We start from the raw sequence: 19,491 nt of genomic DNA on the forward strand, positions 1-19,491 counted from the left end.
TCTTAAATTAACTCAGTTATTATAAAAGTAATGAAAAAGATTAGATTTAGATAATAAAGGTGAGCTTTGATTTATATAGGTAAATTCTTTAAGGGCCTGTGGGCCGCAATAAATTTTTCGAGAAAACTCGTATTAAACTTGGTTTTCTTTGGCCTTCTTGCTGTGATTATTTTATCAATCCCGCAACAAGAGGCACAGGTAAATGTACCTGATGGCGCTGTTTTAAACTTAAACCTTAACGGTTCGCTAGTTGAAGAACTAACATACGTAGACCCAGTCGATGCTGCCTTTGGAGAAGTATTTTCTAGCAATGATCAGCCAAAAGAAATTTTGGTCGATGATGTCGTCAATGTCATTAACTCTGCAGCTCAAGATTCGCGTATCCAAGTTTTGCTCTTAAATCTGAAGTCTTTACATGGCGCTCATTTAAACAAGCTTGATGCTATCGCTCAGGCAATCGTTGGGTTTAAAAAGTCTGGTAAAAAAGTCATCGCGCATGGTGCATATTACTCGCAAAGCCAATATTTTTTAGCTTCATTTGCTGACGAAATTTCTCTTCACCCATATGGTGGCGTTGAATTAAGAGGCTTTGCAAACTACCCGCTTTACTTTAAAGAAGCACTCGAGAAACTTAAAGTAACGCAGCATGTATTTAGAGTGGGGACTTATAAGTCTGCAGTAGAGCCTTTTATACGCAATGATATGTCTCCTGCTGCAAAAGAAGCCAACCAGTTATGGTTAGATGAGTTATGGACTCAATACAAGTCAGATATTGCCGCAGCGCGTAAGTTTGAAGTCAGTAATTTTGATGAAAAAGCAGACCAATATTTAGCTAAAATCCAGGCTGTAAATGGTGATTATGCGCAATATGCATTGCAAAATAGCTGGGTAGATACATTACAAACAGATCAACAGCTTCAGGCAAAACTAATAGAGCAAGTTGGTACAAACGCTTCAGGAAAAACATTTAAGAACATCAGTTTTAATAAATATCTTGAATCGTTAAATAACCAGCCTAGTTTCGAAATGCCTTCAGATAATAAAGTCGCTGTGATTGTCGCAAAAGGCAATATTGTAGATGGTAAACAAAAAGCAGGACGTATTGGTGGTGATTCAACAGCCGCCCTTCTAAAAAAGGCTCGCTTGAACGAAAAGGTTAAAGCGGTAGTACTTAGAATTGATTCTGGTGGTGGCAGTATGTTCGCCTCTGAAATCATTCGAAACGAAGTCTTAGCTATTAAAGAAGCAGGTAAACCAATTATTGCTTCTATGGGTTCTGTTGCAGCTTCTGGCGGTTATTGGATTGCAATGTCTGCAGATGAAATATGGGCCGCACCAAGTACTATAACAGGCTCAATTGGTGTATTCGGTACTATTTTAACATTTGAAAATTCGTTAAATTCAATGGGGATCTACTCTGACGGTGTTTCAACAACTGAGTTAAATAATATCTCTTTATCAAGAGGTATTTCAGACAAGCTCTCTCAAGTTTTCCAGCTGGGTGTTGAAAATGCGTATGACAAATTTATTTCCTTAGTTGCTCAAGAGCGTGGATTAGAAAAATCCGCGGTAGATGAGATTGCTCAAGGTCGCGTTTGGACCGCTACTCAAGCACAAACCTTTGGCTTAGTGGATAAATTAGGTAACAAGCAAGATGCAATCAACGCAGCTGCATCTCTTGCACAACTTGAAGAATTTGATGTCATTACAATTGAGCAAACGCTCTCAGAGAAAGACCAGCTATTAAGAGACTTATTAGGCTCTGCAATGATCAGTTCATTGATTGAAACTGATGGCTCGTCTGACAACATTATGGCTAAGCTGTCAAAGTTATTTGGTGGTATGGGTGAGCAAGTTGTTGAGCAACTAAATATTGTTAACGAGTTTAATGACCCAAATCACATCTATACACGCTGTTTATCGTGTGAAGTGACTTATTAATCCCCTGTCATAAATTCAAGCTTACGAATATAATAAGCCCAGATTGATATCTGGGCTTATTTTTATGAAAAGAAAAAAAATCTACATCGCCTATACTGGCGGTACAATCGGTATGAAACAGTCGTCTCGTGGATATGTACCCGTTGCTGGTTATTTGACAGAAACCGTTAAAAACAATGCCGAGTTTACCCGTGAAGAAATGCCCCTGTTTGATATTCATGAATATTGTCCGTTAATAGACTCTTCTGATATGTCCCCTCATCATTGGCAATTAATCGCTGATGATATTAAGTCTAAATACGATCAATACGATGGTTTTGTTGTCCTTCACGGCACTGATACCATGGCTTATACGGCTTCAGCTTTATCATTCATGTTTGAAAACCTGACAAAACCTGTCATTGTCACAGGTTCACAAATTCCACTTTCACAATTGCGCTCTGACGGTCAAGTCAATTTACTGAATGCAATGTATTTAGCTGCAAACTACCCTATAGCTGAGGTGAGCTTATTTTTTAACAATCAGCTTTTCAGAGGTAATAGAGCAACAAAAGCACACGCGGACGGTTTCAATGCTTTTGCCTCTCCAAATCTTTCACCTCTTGCACAATCAGGTATAAATATTCAGTTAATTGAGGGAAAATTAAGCCCATATGTTGAGCAAGCGCTGCAAGTAACTTCGATCCAGTCTCAAAAAATAGCAATTTTATATTTGTACCCAGGTATCTCGGTTGAAATGGTTAAAAATGTCATCACCGAAGACGTCAAGGGCTTAATATTGCTTAGTTTTGGTGTTGGTAATGCTCCACAGCAACATGAGTTTCTTGAGATCCTTAAAAATGCCACAGACAATGGCACCGTGATTGTAAACCTTACACAATGTATTCAAGGCCAAGTGAATATGGGCGGCTATGCAACAGGCAATGCGCTGTTAAATTGTGGAGTGTTGAGCGGTTATGATATGACCTTAGAGGCGTGCCTAACTAAGCTACATTATTTATTTAGCCAAAACTTAGAGCTAGAAACTGTTAGACATCTTATGCAAGATAATTTACGAGGTGAATTAACTCGATAAAAATAAGCTATTTTCTTTTGGATACAAAAAAGGTCAGCAACGCTGACCTTTTTAACTTTGACTCGTGCTTTATCTGACTTTTGCGTCAATCTCGACTAAGTCGGTTAGGTGGCACGTTTCACCAGAGTGGGTTTTAATACCGTGCTCACCAAAGTAATCACGCTGCGCTTGAACTAGGTGACCATTACTAGGTGTGCTTAGTGTCGCAATGTAAGTTTGAGTTGAACTTAATACTGGGAAAGCAAGGCCTGAAGACACTGCAAGACCTGTAACCTTGCGAAGTGCTAGCGATTCTGCTTTTAACGTATCGATAAACTCGACACCTTCAGCAATATCATCAAGGTAATCTGCTCTAATGATACAGCCTGCACGCCAAGTTTGTAGTGTTTTACCAAGGTCAACCTTCCATTGATGTGCACGTGAAGCACCTTTGATTAACGCTAAACCTTGGCGGTAACATAGTAGGCTTGCAAGATAGAAAGCTGATTTAAGCTCATCTAAATCAATATCGATTTTCGCCGTCTGCTGCGATGCATAAGTCATTTCTTTCGCTGCATGTGTATCGATGGTATTGGTTAAGTGACGCGCTTGAACTGCAGCAACTAACGAAGGTACTGCAATACCTAATTCTAATGCATTTTGTGCAGTCCAAAGACCCGTGCCTTTTGCACCAACTTTGTTATCAATTAGATCAACTAATGACTCTTGATTATCCGTTTCAAGCTCTAGAATATGACTTGAAATCGATAATAAGTAGCTATTTAAATGACCTTCTGACCAAGATTTGAATACTTCTGCGACTTCTTTTGGCGTTCTACCTGTGCCATGTCGAAGCAGTTGGTACATTTCAGCAATCAGTTGCATTAATGCATACTCAATACCGTTGTGTACCATTTTTACAAAGTGACCAGAAGCAGACTGACCAACACGAGCAAAACAAGATTCGCCGTTATAGCTTGCAGCAACTTTTTCGAACCAAGGAATAATTCGTTCCCAACCTCCTTCTGAACCACTTGCCATCATCGCAGGGCCGTGACGTGCACCCTCTGCACCGCCTGAGATCCCCATGGTCGCGAACTCAAATTTATTTTGATATTTAAGTTTTCGTGCAATACCGTCTTTATAATTACTGTTACCGCAATCAATGATGATATCGTCTTTATCTACACCCGCTTCTACTAGATCAGAACACACTCTATCTACTAACTCACCGGCTGGAACAAGTAGTAAAATTGAACGAGGCGTTTCTAAGCGGCGGATCATATCACCAAGGTCAGAAACAATGTGCAAGCGCTCAGCTAAGCCAAGTGACTGAGCACAGCTTAAAAGCTCAGCACCTGCGTCCGGGTTTCTATCGTAGGCAACTAACGTTAAACCCTGTTCAATGAGATTTAGTGCAAGGTTTTTACCCATTACACCTAAACCAACTAATGCAACTTGCATTAAGTTCCTCCTCGGTAACAACTAATTTGAGCAATACTTCAGTAGCCTATTATATGTCTTAGCTTTGTAAGATACCAATTACTACTATTTAAATCTTTTACACAAACAAACTTTATATGGGGTTAAAGAATCTCCAAGAAAAATGGTTTAGCACCATTCTCTCGGTTTCTTTTGATTCATTTGTATATAAAGACACCAGAATCTAGTGATTGACGCATCCTGACACCGGTGTCATAATGATGTCATATAGATCATATAACTTAATTACGGTGTTAAAAAGAGTTAATGCAAATTCTTTCAACATCTAATGCGTTTTTAATCAAATATTGAGCTATCTTTGCTTAATTTTGTTTGTTTAACTTCGCATTCATTAATATCTACCTATCTAAATAGGCCTACAGGAGAACCTGATGCTTAGACGCACAAAAATTGTAGCAACCCTTGGACCTGCAACTGACCGCGATAACAACTTAGAAAAAATCATAAAAGCGGGTGCAAATGTAGTTCGCCTAAACTTTTCTCATGGCGTTGCTCAAGATCATAAAGACAGAGCGCAAGCTGTTAGAGATATAGCAGCCAAACTGAACAAACATGTTGCAATCCTAGCTGACCTTCAAGGCCCTAAGATCCGTGTTTCAACTTTTAAAGATGGTAAAGTAAATCTTGAAGTTGGCGCTAAATTTATTCTTGATGCTGAAATGCCGAAAGGTGAAGGTACTGTTGAAGCTGTTGGTATCGATTATAAAGAACTACCACAAGACGTAAAACAAGGTGACCTACTTCTATTGAATGACGGCTTAATTCAGCTTGTAGTAGACTCGGTAGACGGTGCACTTGTTCATACCACAGTTAAAGTTGGTGGTGTGTTATCAAATAATAAAGGTATTAACCGTTTAGGTGGTGGTTTAACCGCACCAGCTTTCACTGAAAAAGACGAACAAGACTTAATCACTGCAGCTGAAATTGGTGTTGACTATATTGCGGTTTCGTTCCCACGCAGTGGCGACGATATGCGTTATGTGCGTTCACTAGCTGAAAAAGCTGGTTCTAATGCTCAACTTCTTGCAAAAATCGAGCGTGCTGAAGCCGTAGAAACCGTTGAAGCTATTGATGATATCGTTCTTGCTTCTGACGCAGTGATGGTTGCACGTGGTGATTTAGGTGTTGAGATTGGTGATGCTGCTTTAGTTGGCAAGCAAAAGTTAATTATCAGTCGTGCTCGCTCTTTAAACCGTACTGTTGTAACTGCGACCCAAATGATGGAATCAATGATTGATAACCCTATGCCTACACGTGCAGAAGTCATGGATGTGGCTAACGCGGTATTAGATGGCACAGATGCAGTTATGCTTTCAGCAGAAACCGCTGCTGGTGATTATCCTGAAGAAACGGTCGCGACAATGGCTCGAGTTTGTTTAGGCGCCGAGTCACAACCAGAAGCACATATTTCTAAGCATCGACTAGATAGCATGTTCTCAGATACCTCAGAGACACTTGCACTTTCTGCTATGTATGCGGCAAATCATCTAGACAGCGTGAAAGCAATTGTGACGCTTACAGAGTCTGGTAAAACAGCAAAGCTAATGTCACGTATTAGCTCAGGTCACCCTATTTACTCACTTTCTCGCCATGCTTCTACACTTGGTCAAACAGCGCTGTACCGTGGTGTATACCCAGTATACTTTGATTCAACTAAGCATGATCAAGAATGCATGATTAAAGACGCACTAGATACGCTCGTTGAGCGTGGCTCACTAGTGAAAGGTGATACCGTTATTCTTACACACGGTGACAAAATGGAAACGGTTGGTGCGACTAATACAATGAAGATTATTACTGTATAAACTCTGCACTAATTGCAAAAAAGGAGCAGCTTAAAAGCTGCTCTTTTTTTCGTGCAAAGAGAATAAACTAACTCGCCAGCGCTGCTTTTACTTTATCTCTATAACTACGGCTCACTTTTAACTCTTGCCCGTTGTCTAGTACTAATAAATACTCGCCACTTGTCTGTGTAACTAATTTGCTAATCTGTTTAGTATTCACGATAGCTGAACGATGAACACGAACAAATAATGCTGGGTCCAGTTCTTGTTCAAGTTCTTTCATTGTTTTGCGTAGAATATGTGTTTTTCCGTCATTGCAGTGCAGGCACATATAATCTCCCGCAGCATCAACCCATTGTATTGATGATGTAGTGACACGAATTATCTCTCCCTGCTCTTTCACAGCCAAAGATTCAGGATATTTTTTATCTTCTAACGCATCACCAGTTGCTAATTTCTTCAAGATTTCCTCACAGTTATTACCTGTAATACCAGCAACGAAACTAGCTAGTTTCTTTTTATGGGCGTTATCTTGTTGTGTTTTTAAATAGCTTTGCACTTTATCCACCGCCTGTTCTAATCGGTTGTCATCAACGGGTTTTAAAATATAATCGAGGGCGTGGATCTCAAATGCTTGCACCGCATATTGATCGAACGCCGTTACAAACACAACAGCAGGCATCGGGCCTGGCTTTTCACTGAGCGTTTTGGCAACTTCAAAACCATTCATTCCTGGCATTTGAATATCTAAAAATAGCAAATCAATGTCGTTTTCATTGCAAGCTTGAATAGCTTGTTCGCCTGTAGGGCATAAATCTACTACTTCTAATTGTTCAAATTCTTTTAAACGTACAGCAAGGCCTTTTCTTGCTAATGGTTCGTCATCAACGATTAATGTTTTAATTCTACTCATTACTTTCTGCCTTCTCGTATGGAACGCGAATATTTACTTTTAGCCCGTTTGGTGTGTTATGTGATAGAGCAAACGAGTAATTATTTTCGTATAAAGTTTTAAGCCTATCTTGAGTGTTGGCAATACCCACTCCTGATGCATTCAATAATTTGCCATTTTCTATTTCAGCACCGGGTCCATTGTCCCCTACTTCTAATAATAATTCATTGGCGAAGACTTGCGCCTTTATCTCTAATTTGCCGCCTTCTGTCATATGGGCGATGGCATATTTGATTGAGTTTTCGATTAATGGTTGCAACAACAAGCTTGGCACTAACGCATGCTTCGCTTCTTCTGTCATGCTGACATCAATTGATAGCCGTTCATCAAAACGTACTTTTTCAATTTCTAAGTATAAGTTTAAAGCATGAATTTCTTGTTCTAATGGGACTTTTTTTATGGGATCAGTATTGAGTGTATAACGAAGGAAGTCACTGAGCCTAGATACCATCTGATTTGCATCTTTATTTTCTTCTACAAGTATAAGTGTAGAAATTGCATTAAGTGTGTTGAACAAAAAATGAGGGTTTAATTGATACCTAAGCATTTTTAACTGCGCTTCATGCGCCATAGTGTTTGCTTTCAGTGCTTTTTGACGCTCACTTTGCAATAACTGATAGTATTTAATACCAAAGTACAGGCCGCTCCAACAAAGAATGATATAGACAGAATCTAAGCCTTGTTGGAAATAATAAAACCACTCAGTGGGCCTGTAACCATGACGGTATATCTCCCACAAGTTGAACTTTTGAATGACTGACCAAAGGGTACCGGTAATGTATGAAGCACTGAAAACAACAACGATTAAAACCCAAGGTTTAGAGTTCCATATAATTCTATAGAGGTAACGTAACGGTACTGTCATTAAACACCCTGCATAGGCATTTAATACAATGACGAATACATATATATCTCTCATTTCGAAAACTTTTGAGCCAATATAATTGACCAACGCATAGCCAATCCAGCCTGCAATTTGAAGCACCCAAAAGAATCGTTGTCGGTTATCGACTAAAGCTTGCCATTTCAATGGATTATATAACTCCTATTTAATGTCTAAATTATACGTAATGCATCTGTTTATCGCACTGCTACCAATCTCATAATTTCACCGGCTTACCGCAAAGAAAAGGGGCACAAAAATGTGCCCCTTTATCCAATCAACTTAGATTTTTATGCAAGTTTATCTGAAGCAACCTTATAATTAGGGTCTTCGATAACATTCACTTCAACTAAATCTTTTGCCTTATTAAGTAACTCAATGCAGTCCGGACTTAAGTGACGTAAATGGACTGTTTTACCTGCTTTTTTATAACGTTCCGCCAAGCTATCAATGGCTTCAATTGCACTATGATCTGCAACTCGACTATATTTAAACTCAATAATGACATCATTTGGGTCGTTGTTGATATCAAACAATTCAGCAAAGTTTTTAACCGAACCAAAGAATAATGGACCATGAAGCTCATACACTTTTGAGCCCTGTTCATCAATATAGTTATTTGTATAGATATGCTTTGCATGCTCCCAAGCAAATACCAATGCAGACACAATCACACCAACACACACAGCTATTGCTAGATCGGTTATTACCGTGACGCCTGATACTAGCACAATCACAAATGCATCCGTCTTAGGTATACGTTTCATTAATCTAAAGCTAGACCATTCAAATGTGCCTAAAACAACCATGAACATCACACCAACAAGTGCCGCCAGAGGGATCATTTCAATTAGACTTGCAGCAAACAAGATAAAGCCAAGTAATAAAACAGCCGCTGTAATCCCTGATAAACGACTACGGCCACCTGAATTAATGTTGATCATTGATTGACCAATCATGGCACAACCACCCATTGCACCAAATACGCCACAGGTAACGTTAGCTGCACCTTGGCCGATACATTCTTTATTTGAGTTACCGCGTGTTTCAGTGATTTCATCAATTAGTGTTAAAGTTAGAAGCGATTCAATCAGGCCAATCGCAGCTAAAACTAATGCATAAGGGAAGATGATTTTGAAAGTCTCAAAATTGAACGGTACAGCCGGAATATGGAACTCAGGGAATCCGCCTGCAATTGTTGCATTCAAATCGCCTGACATATCTTTTAAGTAATCAAGTACAGTACGAGATTCTAGATCTAAGCCAATCACTAATCCTGTCACTACCAATATAGCAGCAAGCGATGATGGAATGGCTGTTGTAAGTTTCGGTAAGAAATGAATGATTGCCATCGTTAAAGCTACGAGACCACCCATCACATATAGCTCTGAGCCTTGCATCCATTGAAGCTGACCATTGCCGTCCATTACTTTGAACTGCCCTAATTGAGCTAAGAAGATAACTATTGCCAAGCCATTAACGAAACCCAACATCACTGGGTGTGGAACCATTCTAATGAATTTACCAAGCTTAAATATGCCCGCCAATATTTGCAGCACACCCATTAATAAAACGGTAGCAAATAAATATTCGACACCATGCTCAATAACCAAGCTGACCATCACAACAGCTAACGCACCCGTTGCACCTGAAATCATGCCTGGACGACCACCAAAAATAGAGGTAATTAAGCCGACGATAAAGGCCGCATATAGGCCAACTAAGGGATCAACATGCGCAACAAATGCGAATGCTACAGCTTCAGGTACCAGTGCTAGTGCAACGGTTAAGCCGGAAAGGATATCGTTTTTAGCAGAGCTTGGTGCTTTGCCCATCAGATTAAACATTCATTTCCTCGATGTGTTAGATGTGTATTTATAATAATTATGAACAGAAAAGCGCTGGATTATAGCGAAATCCAGCGCTTTTAACAAACTGACTACATCAGCTAAGTATAGTCGAAATACGTGACAGGCGTTTTAAAGTGGTAAAGCAGTTGTTCTCTTTACACACGTCATTGTTACATTTGAATGCACTTCTTGAACATATTCCAAATTCAATAAATTATCACGGACGAAGCGCTCGTAGCCATCAATGCCTTTTGAAATGATTCTGAGCATGAAATCCATAGTGCCAGCCATGGTGTAACATTCTGTCACTTCGTCATAGCTTAAAATTAGCTCTTCAAACTCCGCAAGATTATTACGCCCGTGGTTAGACAACCTAACGTTGGCGTAAACCAACATATCAAAGCCCAACTTTTTGTCATCTAGCAAAGCGACTTTACCTTTGATATAGCCATCTTGCTCTAGCTTTGCAATTCTGCGCCAGCATGGTGATTGTGAAAGGCCTACTTTATCTGCAATCTCTGCTGTTGATAAACTTGCATCCTGTTGGATTAAGGCCAATATTTGCCTGTCAACTTGATTTAAAGACATATTTAATACGTTCTCTTAAAATTATGAGAATTTTATTCTCTTTCTTAGATTAAATTTTAGTGCGTTTTAGCCGAATCGGCCACTCATAAAAGGATTATGTGCCTTCTCATAACCAATTGAAGTATTTGGTCCATGCCCAGAAAAAACTTCAACGTCATCTGGTAAGGTAAAAAGCTGTGTTTTGATTGATGTTTTTAATTGGTCACTGTTTCCTTTCGGAAAGTCAGTTCTGCCAACTGAGCCTTTGAATAAAACATCACCTACAAATACAACTTGTTTACTGGCCTCATAAAAAACAATGTGACCAGGCGTATGACCTGGGCAATGTCGTACTTCAAAGTTTAAATTACCTAAGTTAAAAACTTCACCATGTTCTAACCAACGGTCGGGGTAAAACACTTCATGAGGATCAAATCCAAACATTTGCGATTGCATCGGCAAAGCATCAAACCAAAAACGCTCATCTTCGGTTGGACCAATAATTTGAATATCAAGTTTGCTTGCTATTTCTACACTTGCACCAACATGATCTAGATGACCATGGGTTAACAAAATACACTTAACTGTGAGATTATTACTAGCTATGTGCTCTAATAATAAATGTGCATCTCCACCGGGATCGAGTATTGCTGTATCGCCGGTCTCTTCACAAGTAATGAAACGTGTATTTTGCATAAATGCAGTGACAGGCTTGGTAACGACTTTCACTGATTACTTCTCTACTTCTTTTTGCTCTGGTTTATATTGCATCAAAATTGGGTATTTTAAGTAGCCTTGATCATAATATGGCGTTTTTGAATACAACCAATTTAAACGTGCTTTAGGATCTGATTCAAAGCTTTTGTCTTCTCTTAACTTCTTATCAAATTCTAGCGCAAGTTTAGGATTATCTTTTAACATTGAACGGGCATAAGGTACTAATGCATAATTTTCAACATATTCTGTTCGTTGGAATATTGTATGAAAACTTCCCCATGAGAAAAAAGAGTCAGGGGCTTCAGGGTGCAGTAAATGAGTTGCCAGCTTGCCTCTTGCTTGTTGCGTCGTTACTTTGTACCACCCGGCTAAATTTTTTTGTTCAATTTCGCTATAAGTGAACTGTGCAGTTACTCTAAAACGTCCTTCAAAAGGTATTTTGTCGAAAGAATAATCATTAACTTCTGTTAGTTTTAGGTTAGAAACTAAATCAGTAGAGGTGACTGTTTCAACATTGATACCGTGTATTGATAATTTATCTGCAATGAAACTATATGACTGAGGTATATAAAATGCTTCAGGCACATCAACTTCAGAAACAACCTCTTTTTTCCAATAGATAGGTAGCTTCTCGTAGTGCTCTGGCTCACCAAGATACTTAACCTCTTGTTGCCCAGAAAGCGCACTGTTAAATCTCTTATATTTAATCCCTTTGAAGCTGATAAAGTCAGGCTCTGTTGCATATTTTCTATTAAGTACCAGACGCTCTGGCGTTTCTTGCTCTTTTTTAACTGCACTTTCAAGGGCTTGAGAATGAATAGATAAAGCGTCTATAACGCCATCTAAAAATACATAGGTACCAAGTACACGTTGCTTATAGGGTTTAAGTGAGTGATTTTCTACTAAAATCGTTGGTACATTAGCAAGGTCTCCCCAGCCATTTGAAAAGCGTGGTCCCGCAATCCAACCTGCTAAGCCACTCTTAAACTCTCTTTTATCCATTACAAATACAAGCGGACCAGGAATATGGTCGTATTTTGCTAATGTTTTATCAATATGAGGCTGGAACTTTTCAGCTAACACCGTTGCAATTTTTGGTGATTCACTAGCGAATGCGGGTGTGTAGCCATAAGTGACATCGTATTGGTAATCTGCACCATCAGTGACATGAACATCTACGTACAAATCTGGCTCAAATTCGTCTATTACGTTCAATACAGCCTTTACCTCTGGCGTATCTAATTTAGTGTAATCACGATTAAGGTTTAGGTTGTTACCATTCGTTCTAAACCCCATCTGAATTGGGCCACGCTGGTTAATACGATTAAACTCACTTCGGCGCTCATGACCATCAACATTTAAAATTGGTATAAAAAGTATATTTACTTTAGTGAGCAGATCCCTTCTTTTGCCCGTTGCGATATCTCTTAGCAACATAAAGCCAGCATCTTTACCGTCAATTTCACCAGAATGAATACCAGCTTGAATTAAAATTGTCGGCTTACCATTACTTTTGATCATGTTTGAAGAAAATTGACCATTTTCGCTGGCAACAATCATTTTGATTTCACGCTGACCAAAACTTTCACCAATTGATATGCTGCTGAACTGGGTTGGGTTTGCCGCAATTAATCTGTCAACGAATTTCATTGTGTCTTTATAAGTTGGCGATACTTCCCCACCACTTAGTTCGAAGTCTGTTGTTAAAGGGCCAGAACTTTGAATTAGCTGCAAACTCTTCCCTTGCCAAGGTATTAATGGTGGTAAATGACCATTCATACTCAACACTGTGGATAACATTATAACGTTTGCAAACATGTAAAAGACTCATTAATAATTTATAAGTTAGATGAATTATATCAATCTTTTACAAACCAATTTAGAATGTGCGGTGATTCAACAAAAAAATGCAGCAAATGACATATTTGGCATTTTTTATCTACTTTAATACAGCGAAATAACAAAATGAAATCAATCTTGATCACGGGCTGCTCTACCGGCATCGGTTATCACTGTGCAAAACAACTACATAAATCAGGTTATAAAGTTATAGCCAGTTGCCGTAAAAATGAAGATGTTGTGCGGTTATCAGAAGAAGGTTTAACATGTATTAAATTAGATCTAGCGGACCAGACTAGTATAGAGCAAGGCTTTAAAACAGCACTTGATATGTGTGGTGGACAGTTAGATATATTGTTTAACAATGGTGCTTATGGACAACCCGGCGCAGTAGAGGATTTAACAACAGATACTTTACGCGCACAATTTGAAGTCAACTTTTTTGCTTGGCACCACCTCACAAATTTAGCAATTAAACATATGCGCTCAACGGGACATGGTCGAATTATTCACAATTCATCCGTGTTAGGTTTTGTAGCTCTACCTTATCGAGGTGCTTACAATGCCAGCAAGTTCGCTTTAGAAGGGTTGACAGATACATTGCGAATGGAATTAGCAGATACAAATATTCACATTAGCTTAATTGAACCAGGACCGATTGCTTCTAAATTTAGAGATAATGCAAAACAAGCGTTTATAAAAAATATTGATATTGAACAAAGTGCACATAGTGATAATTATCGCGCACAGCTAAACAGACTAGAAAGTCAAACTGCACCACAAAAATTTACCCTAGGCCCTGAAGCTGTTCTTGAAAAACTTTTGCATGCAATGAATGCTGTAAAACCTAAGCCGCGTTACTACGTGACATTCCCAACCTATTTCATGGGCGTGATGCGAAGAATATTAAGTACTAGATTACTTGATAAAATTTTAATAAAGAATCGTTAAAACTAAAAAAGGAGCCATTGGCTCCTTTTAAATTAATAAGTTCGAGACTTATTAAGCAGCTAGACCTTCTTTTGCTTTAGCAACTAATGCTGCGAAAGCTACTTGGTCGTATACTGCGATATCAGCTAGGATCTTACGATCGATCTCAACAGATGACTTTTTAAGGCCATTGATGAAACGGCTGTAAGAAAGACCATTCTGACGTGAAGCTGCGTTGATACGTGCAATCCATAGTTGACGGAAAGTACGTTTCTTAGCACGACGGTCACGGTAAGCGTATTGACCTGCTTTAGTTACAGCTTGGAACGCTACGCGGTAAACACGTGAACGTGCTCCGTAGTAACCTTTAGCTTGCTTTAATACTTTTTTGTGACGTGCACGTGCGATAACACCGCGTTTAACTCTTGCCATTTCTGATATCCTCTATTAAGCGAATGGTAACATACGATCGATTAGGCCTAGGTCATTCTTATGAACCATAGACTTAGCACGAAGGTGTAGTTTACGCTTTGAAGATTTCTTAGTCAGAATGTGACGAAGATGCGATTGTTTACGCTTGTAACCGCCTGAAGCAGTCTTTTTGAAACGCTTAGCTGCGCCTCTGTGTGTTTTTAGCTTGTAAGCCATTGCAATAACTCCAAATGTATTGCGCTAATCAATGTAACAAGGCGGGATAAACCACTTGTAGAGCCTTATTACAACCTAATTTCTGGTGAGAAATTAATCTACTTTTTACAGACCAGTTGAACTAGGTAGCCGAAGCATTTGAGACCTAGTTCAAAATCGGAGCGTATTATGCCGTGTTTATGCTTTTTTAGCAATAGGCGCCAACATCATAATCATTTGACGACCTTCTACGCGATTTGGAAAAGACTCTACTGTTGCGATGTCTTCCAAATCAGCTTTAACACGGTTTAATAAATCTAGACCAATGTCTTGGTGAGCCATTTCACGGCCGCGGAAGCGAATTGTAACTTTTGCTTTGTCTCCACCCTCTAAGAATTTTCTTAGGTTGCGTAGCTTAACATTGTAGTCACCAGAATCAGTACCTGGACGGAACTTGATCTCTTTAATTTGGATCTGCTTCTGCTTTTTCTTTTGTTCTTTTTGTACTTTTGCTTTTTCGAAAAGGAACTTACCGTAATCCATCACCTTACAAACTGGCGGTTCAGCATTTGGACTAATTTCTACTAAATCTACACCTAGTTCATCAGCAATAGCTTGAGCTTCTCTTAACGAAACAATGCTTGGTTCCTGGCCTTCAACGCCTGTTAAGCGAACTTCTCTCGCTGTGATTTCTTCGTTAATACGATGTTGTTTTTGAGCTGTTGGTTGCCCTTTTTTGCCGCCTCTAATGGTACGATCCTCCAAAAAATCAAAAGATAAAGCGTGTAGCTTAATATAGTTTTGTTAGCCACACGCCATAATTTTATTTACGGTTTTTAATCTCTTCGCTTACCTTTGCGATAAAGTCATCAACCGAGAACTTGCCAAGATCTTCACCTTTGCGTGTTCTAACCGCAACTTCCTGCTGTTCAACTTCTTTGTCACCAACAACAAGTAGGTACGGGATACGTTTTAAAGTATGCTCGCGAATTTTAAAGCCTATCTTCTCATTTCTCAAGTCAGCACAAGCTCTAATTCCAAGTTTATTTAATTTTTGCACAATTTCTTGTACATAATCAGCTTGTTTATCGGTGATATTCATGATCACCACTTGCTTTGGTGCTAACCAAGTTGGGAAAAGACCTGCATATTCTTCAGTTAAGATACCAATGAATCGTTCGATAGAACCTAAAATTGCACGGTGGATCATAACTGGCGTCTTACGTTCGTTGTTTTCTGCAACATAAGTTGCACCTAAACGACCCGGTAGTGCGAAGTCTAACTGCACTGTACCACACTGCCACGCACGATCTAAACAATCATACAATGTGAATTCAATTTTAGGACCGTAGAATGCACCTTCACCAGGTAGGTATTCAAACTCAATACCATTCGCTTTTAATGCATCAGCCAGTGCTTTTTCTGATTTGTCCCACATTTCATCGTCACCAATGCGCTTTTCTGGACGCGTAGATAACTTAACAACAATGTTTTCAAAACCAAATGTTGAATACGTGTCATATACCATCTTGATACAAGCTGACACTTCATCCATTACCTGTTCTTCAGTACAGAATACATGCGCATCATCTTGTGTGAAACCACGTACACGCATTAAGCCATGTAGTGCACCTGAGGGCTCATTACGGTGACAACAACCAAACTCAGCCATTCGTAATGGTAAATCACGATAAGATTTTAGACCTTGATTGAAAATTTGCACGTGACCCGGGCAGTTCATAGGCTTAATAGCATATTCACGTTTTTCTGATTCAGTGGTGAACATCGCATCTGAATACTTATCCCAGTGGCCAGACTTTTCCCAAAGACCACGGTCCATCATTAATGGGCCTTTTACTTCTTCGTAGCTGTACTCTCGTAACTTTTCACGAACAAAGTCTTCAAGTTCACGGTAAATGCTCCAACCATCATTATGCCAGAATACCATGCCTGGCGCTTCTTCTTGCCAGTGCCATAAGTCTAATGCTTTACCAATTTTACGGTGATCACGCTTTTCAGCTTCTTCAAGACGCTTTAAGTACGCTTTAAGCTGCTTCTTATCGGCCCAAGCTGTACCGTAAATACGCTGTAGCATCTTGTTATCAGAGTTACCACGCCAATACGCGCCAGCCACTTTCATGATCTTAAAGTGTTGACAGAACTTCATGTTTGGTACGTGAGGGCCACGACACATGTCTACGTATTCTTCGTGATGATATAGACCTGGTTTGTCATCCTTTGAGATATTTTCGTCTAGGATTTCAATTTTATAAGTCTCACCGCGCGCTTCAAAAGTGTCTCTTGCTTCTTGCCAAGTGACTGTTTTCTTAACAACATCATAATTTGTTTTAGCAAGCTCAAGCATGCGCTTTTCAATTGCATCTAGGTCTTCTTGTGTTAATGAACGTTCTAGATCGATATCGTAGTAAAAACCATTGTCGATGGTCGGACCAATCGCCATTTTTACATCAGGGAAAAGCTGTTTAATCGCATGACCGATTAAGTGAGCGCATGAGTGACGGATAATTTCTAAGCCGTCTTCATCTTTTGCTGTGATGATTTGTAGATTTGCATCTTCAGTGATTAAATCACAAGCATCAACTCTTTCGCCATTCACTCGACCAGCGATGGTTGCCTTAGCAAGACCAGGACCGATATCTTGAGCTACTTCTAATGTTGTTACTGGATTTTCGAAAGCACGCTGACTGCCGTCAGGAAGCGTAATTACAGGCATGATAATTCCTATTTACAGTGGTGACACCTACCAAGTATCACGTGTATTAAAGTTTAAAAAATGAGTACCTTTTACAACGCTTTTACGAATAAGCATTGATAAACTTATTTACTAAGTTAACTAAGGGTTTTAAGTGAAGCTTATTTTGGCCTTCACAGTGACTAAATTCAAGGGAAAGACTAAAATTAACCCTGTAAATTGATGAATAAATGAAATTTTAAATGCCTGAACAAAAATCTATAAAAATTGCTACGTTAAATCTGCTTAATTTTGCAGCGCCGCCTTATCGCTTTTATTCTGAATTTGAAGGCTACACACACAGCCAGTGGCAATCTAAAACTTTATTTATTTCTGAATTATTGGCTCATATGTCACCTACCGTGGTTGCCTTTCAAGAAGTATTTTCTGTCAAAGAACTAGAAGAGATTTGTAAAGAACAAGGACTCCCCTATTTCTCTGCCGTTTCTGCTGTCAAACACGAAACGTTAAAACCCGATGTGCTGTATTCACCCGTTGTTGCAATCGCTTCTAAATATCCAATTGAGTCTTTAAATTGTCTGTTGCCAAATAAAGACTTGCTTGATTATTTTGGCCATCAAACACCATTTGGTTTTAACCGCACGCCAATCAAATGCAAGATAAACTTGCCTGACGTGGGCTTTGTCAGTTTTTATGTTGTGCATTTAAAATCTCAGCGACTCATCACTGATGGAAACCTATTCGAGCAAATCAATGCAGAGCCAAAACTTAGGCATTACTACGAACAATCTTTTGCATTACTTAGAAACAGCCAAGATCGCTCCTTAGAAGCCTCCATAATCATGCATGATGTGATGACCAATAATCAAAATATGCCTGTTGTCGTTTTAGGTGACTTTAATCATAACCTTGAACACGCCAGTTTGTTGCCCTTTAATATTGCTAACGATCATTCATTCAAAGACGTACCTTCAGAAAGTGGCCTAATTGATAGCTACACACTTTCACAACAAGCTATGGCGGGTAAACAAAAACCAGCAACACACTTTTATCGTGGAAAAGGAAATGTATTAGATTATATTTTACTGTCTCAACACTTCGACCCTGTTCATGAAAAGTGTGTTATTAAAGAATTGAACTATGCTACTTTTGACGGACACTTAACAACACAAAGAGACGGAGAAGACATTCGTTATTCAGATCATGCCGCCATCATGATCGATTTATCAGTTTAAGCTTTAGCTTTATTCGTCTCACCGTTATAATTACTAACTAGTTTCAATATATTGGAAAGATTATGAGAACATGTGGTGTTGAAATCACAGGCAGTGAAGTACTTTTATGCTTGCTGACAAAAGAAGAAGACGTTTTTGATATTCGCGATGTACGTCAAACACGCTTTACCCTTGGTCAGGTTGGCCAAGACACTGAAGATATGCGCAAATTCCAATTTGATTTTGCAAAATTATTAGAAGATTATCAAATTGACTCTGTTGCTATAAAGCAACGCGCACCAAAAGGTAAGTTTGCAGGGAGTGCGACAGGTTTCAAAATCGAAGCTGCCATTCAATTAATAAAAGACGTGGATGTTAAAATTTTATCTGCAACTGAAATTAAAGAGCAATTGAAACGTAACCCTTTACCAATCGATTTTGAAGAAACTGGGCTTAAGAAATATCAAGAAACGGCATTTGTTAATGCATACGTTTATATCATGATGAAAACATACCGCCCAGAAGAGCTATAAATAGCAGACACAATAAATATCCGGCGATATCAGGCCGGATATTTATCTCACTGAAGACAGGTTTATTCATGTGTTTCATATAAAGAGTTCGACACCTTTCTTAAATCCACATTATCTATATAGTCATCACTTAACGTAAGAATTGCATTTAAGTTATTTACTAACTTTTCTTTTTGCAACTCACCTGGCTTTAATGCGGTTTGCAATAAATGCAATGCCATATCGGCCATAAGCAAACGTTGTTTTTCTTGCCAATTTTCATCAGCACGACTTGCAGGATGCATCCTAATAGCTTCTTCAACTTGGTCGTGAATCGACCAGCTTAAAGTTAAAATATCTTGTCTCTGCTGCTTTTCCATAGCACACCTCTAGGATTTAAATTAG

General features: G+C 39.0%; 18 protein-coding genes. 6 read left to right on the top strand and 12 right to left on the bottom strand.

Annotated elements, in window-relative coordinates; genetic code table 11:
• Positions 1–66 precede the first annotated feature (66 nt).
• Positions 67–1,941 carry a signal peptide peptidase SppA gene (gene sppA / locus AC1HJP_RS05160; protein WP_480360759.1) on the top strand — a complete coding sequence of 625 codons (1,875 nt, stop codon included), beginning with the start codon at positions 67–69 and terminating at the stop codon, positions 1,939–1,941.
• A 64-nt stretch (positions 1,942–2,005) separates the two neighbouring features.
• On the top strand, positions 2,006–3,016 hold the full coding sequence (ansA, locus tag AC1HJP_RS05165; RefSeq protein ID WP_480360761.1) for an asparaginase: 1,011 nt from the start codon (positions 2,006–2,008) through the stop codon (positions 3,014–3,016).
• 69 nt (positions 3,017–3,085) lie between these two features.
• Here ansA and gndA read toward each other — a convergent pair whose 3' ends face one another.
• The gene (gene gndA / locus AC1HJP_RS05170) at positions 3,086–4,459 is read right to left on the bottom strand and encodes an NADP-dependent phosphogluconate dehydrogenase (RefSeq protein WP_480360763.1); all 1,374 of its coding nucleotides are present in this window, start codon (positions 4,457–4,459) and stop codon (positions 3,086–3,088) included.
• A gap of 410 nt (positions 4,460–4,869) precedes the next feature.
• On the opposite strand from gndA, the gene pyk reads away from it, so the two are divergent.
• Positions 4,870–6,303 carry a pyruvate kinase gene (gene pyk / locus AC1HJP_RS05175; protein ID WP_480360765.1) on the top strand — a complete coding sequence of 478 codons (1,434 nt, stop codon included), beginning with the start codon at positions 4,870–4,872 and terminating at the stop codon, positions 6,301–6,303.
• Between the two features lie 67 nt (positions 6,304–6,370).
• Here the strand turns inward: pyk and AC1HJP_RS05180 are convergent, their stop codons facing one another.
• From AC1HJP_RS05180 to AC1HJP_RS05205, 6 genes are all read right to left on the bottom strand, one after another.
• On the bottom strand, positions 6,371–7,195 hold the full coding sequence (locus AC1HJP_RS05180; protein ID WP_421962615.1) for a LytR/AlgR family response regulator transcription factor: 825 nt from the start codon (positions 7,193–7,195) through the stop codon (positions 6,371–6,373).
• Positions 7,188–8,264, bottom strand: a complete 1,077-nt coding sequence (locus AC1HJP_RS05185; RefSeq protein ID WP_138478749.1) for a sensor histidine kinase — start codon at positions 8,262–8,264, stop codon at positions 7,188–7,190. The genes AC1HJP_RS05180 and AC1HJP_RS05185 overlap by 8 nt, the downstream gene beginning before the upstream one ends.
• Positions 8,265–8,407: 143 nt before the next feature.
• Entirely contained in the window at positions 8,408–9,964 is a 1,557-nt protein-coding gene (locus AC1HJP_RS05190; protein WP_480360768.1) for a SulP family inorganic anion transporter, read from the bottom strand.
• Positions 9,965–10,096: 132 nt separating this feature from the next.
• Entirely contained in the window at positions 10,097–10,555 is a 459-nt protein-coding gene (locus AC1HJP_RS05195) for an Lrp/AsnC family transcriptional regulator (RefSeq protein ID WP_058029847.1), read from the bottom strand.
• 66 nt (positions 10,556–10,621) lie between these two features.
• Positions 10,622–11,263: an MBL fold metallo-hydrolase gene (locus AC1HJP_RS05200; RefSeq protein ID WP_480360771.1), complete on the bottom strand. Its 642-nt coding sequence runs from the start codon at positions 11,261–11,263 to the stop codon at positions 10,622–10,624.
• Positions 11,264–11,266: 3 nt separating this feature from the next.
• Positions 11,267–13,069, bottom strand: a complete 1,803-nt coding sequence (locus AC1HJP_RS05205; protein WP_480360773.1) for a M14 family metallopeptidase — start codon at positions 13,067–13,069, stop codon at positions 11,267–11,269.
• A 147-nt stretch (positions 13,070–13,216) separates the two neighbouring features.
• Here AC1HJP_RS05205 and AC1HJP_RS05210 point away from each other — a divergent pair, with 147 nt between their 5' ends.
• On the top strand, positions 13,217–14,041 hold the full coding sequence (locus tag AC1HJP_RS05210; RefSeq protein ID WP_480360775.1) for an SDR family oxidoreductase: 825 nt from the start codon (positions 13,217–13,219) through the stop codon (positions 14,039–14,041).
• A gap of 51 nt (positions 14,042–14,092) precedes the next feature.
• Here AC1HJP_RS05210 and rplT read toward each other — a convergent pair whose 3' ends face one another.
• The 4 genes from rplT to thrS form a co-directional block, all read right to left on the bottom strand.
• Complete coding sequence (gene rplT / locus AC1HJP_RS05215; RefSeq protein WP_058029851.1) at positions 14,093–14,452, bottom strand: 50S ribosomal protein L20; 360 nt, start codon at positions 14,450–14,452, stop codon at positions 14,093–14,095.
• A 15-nt stretch (positions 14,453–14,467) separates the two neighbouring features.
• Positions 14,468–14,668 (bottom strand): 50S ribosomal protein L35, encoded by a 201-nt coding sequence (gene rpmI, locus AC1HJP_RS05220; RefSeq protein WP_023398350.1) that lies wholly within the window; start codon positions 14,666–14,668, stop codon positions 14,468–14,470.
• A gap of 177 nt (positions 14,669–14,845) precedes the next feature.
• Positions 14,846–15,412: a translation initiation factor IF-3 gene (infC, locus tag AC1HJP_RS05225; protein WP_083496549.1), complete on the bottom strand. Its 567-nt coding sequence runs from the start codon at positions 15,410–15,412 to the stop codon at positions 14,846–14,848.
• A gap of 58 nt (positions 15,413–15,470) precedes the next feature.
• Complete coding sequence (thrS, locus tag AC1HJP_RS05230; RefSeq protein ID WP_480360780.1) at positions 15,471–17,381, bottom strand: threonine--tRNA ligase; 1,911 nt, start codon at positions 17,379–17,381, stop codon at positions 15,471–15,473.
• 221 nt (positions 17,382–17,602) lie between these two features.
• Here thrS and AC1HJP_RS05235 point away from each other — a divergent pair, with 221 nt between their 5' ends.
• Both AC1HJP_RS05235 and AC1HJP_RS05240 read left to right on the top strand, forming a co-directional pair.
• The gene (locus AC1HJP_RS05235; RefSeq protein ID WP_480360782.1) at positions 17,603–18,595 is read left to right on the top strand and encodes an endonuclease/exonuclease/phosphatase family protein; all 993 of its coding nucleotides are present in this window, start codon (positions 17,603–17,605) and stop codon (positions 18,593–18,595) included.
• A 62-nt stretch (positions 18,596–18,657) separates the two neighbouring features.
• The gene (locus AC1HJP_RS05240) at positions 18,658–19,107 is read left to right on the top strand and encodes a DUF3010 family protein (protein WP_138568449.1); all 450 of its coding nucleotides are present in this window, start codon (positions 18,658–18,660) and stop codon (positions 19,105–19,107) included.
• A 62-nt stretch (positions 19,108–19,169) separates the two neighbouring features.
• On the opposite strand, the gene AC1HJP_RS05245 is transcribed toward AC1HJP_RS05240, so the two are convergent.
• Positions 19,170–19,466 carry a hypothetical protein gene (locus tag AC1HJP_RS05245; RefSeq protein ID WP_480360784.1) on the bottom strand — a complete coding sequence of 99 codons (297 nt, stop codon included), beginning with the start codon at positions 19,464–19,466 and terminating at the stop codon, positions 19,170–19,172.
• Positions 19,467–19,491 lie beyond the last annotated feature (25 nt).

The organism is Pseudoalteromonas sp. NFXS53 (assembly GCF_056629255.1).

Bases quoted from the DNA above. Each gene is read 5' to 3' on its own strand.
- ansA (WP_480360761.1), top strand. From the start codon at position 2,006: ATGAAAAGAAAAAAAATCTACATCGCCTATACTGGCGGTACAATCGGT.
- gndA (WP_480360763.1), bottom strand. From the start codon at position 4,459: ATGCAAGTTGCATTAGTTGGTTTAGGTGTAATGGGTAAAAACCTTGCA.
- pyk (WP_480360765.1), top strand. From the start codon at position 4,870: ATGCTTAGACGCACAAAAATTGTAGCAACCCTTGGACCTGCAACTGAC.
- AC1HJP_RS05180 (WP_421962615.1), bottom strand. From the start codon at position 7,195: ATGAGTAGAATTAAAACATTAATCGTTGATGACGAACCATTAGCAAGA.
- AC1HJP_RS05190 (WP_480360768.1), bottom strand. From the start codon at position 9,964: ATGTTTAATCTGATGGGCAAAGCACCAAGCTCTGCTAAAAACGATATC.
- AC1HJP_RS05195 (WP_058029847.1), bottom strand. From the start codon at position 10,555: ATGTCTTTAAATCAAGTTGACAGGCAAATATTGGCCTTAATCCAACAG.
- AC1HJP_RS05205 (WP_480360773.1), bottom strand. From the start codon at position 13,069: ATGTTTGCAAACGTTATAATGTTATCCACAGTGTTGAGTATGAATGGT.
- AC1HJP_RS05210 (WP_480360775.1), top strand. From the start codon at position 13,217: ATGAAATCAATCTTGATCACGGGCTGCTCTACCGGCATCGGTTATCAC.
- rplT (WP_058029851.1), bottom strand. From the start codon at position 14,452: ATGGCAAGAGTTAAACGCGGTGTTATCGCACGTGCACGTCACAAAAAA.
- rpmI (WP_023398350.1), bottom strand. From the start codon at position 14,668: ATGGCTTACAAGCTAAAAACACACAGAGGCGCAGCTAAGCGTTTCAAA.
- thrS (WP_480360780.1), bottom strand. From the start codon at position 17,381: ATGCCTGTAATTACGCTTCCTGACGGCAGTCAGCGTGCTTTCGAAAAT.
- AC1HJP_RS05235 (WP_480360782.1), top strand. From the start codon at position 17,603: ATGCCTGAACAAAAATCTATAAAAATTGCTACGTTAAATCTGCTTAAT.
- AC1HJP_RS05240 (WP_138568449.1), top strand. From the start codon at position 18,658: ATGAGAACATGTGGTGTTGAAATCACAGGCAGTGAAGTACTTTTATGC.
- AC1HJP_RS05245 (WP_480360784.1), bottom strand. From the start codon at position 19,466: ATGGAAAAGCAGCAGAGACAAGATATTTTAACTTTAAGCTGGTCGATT.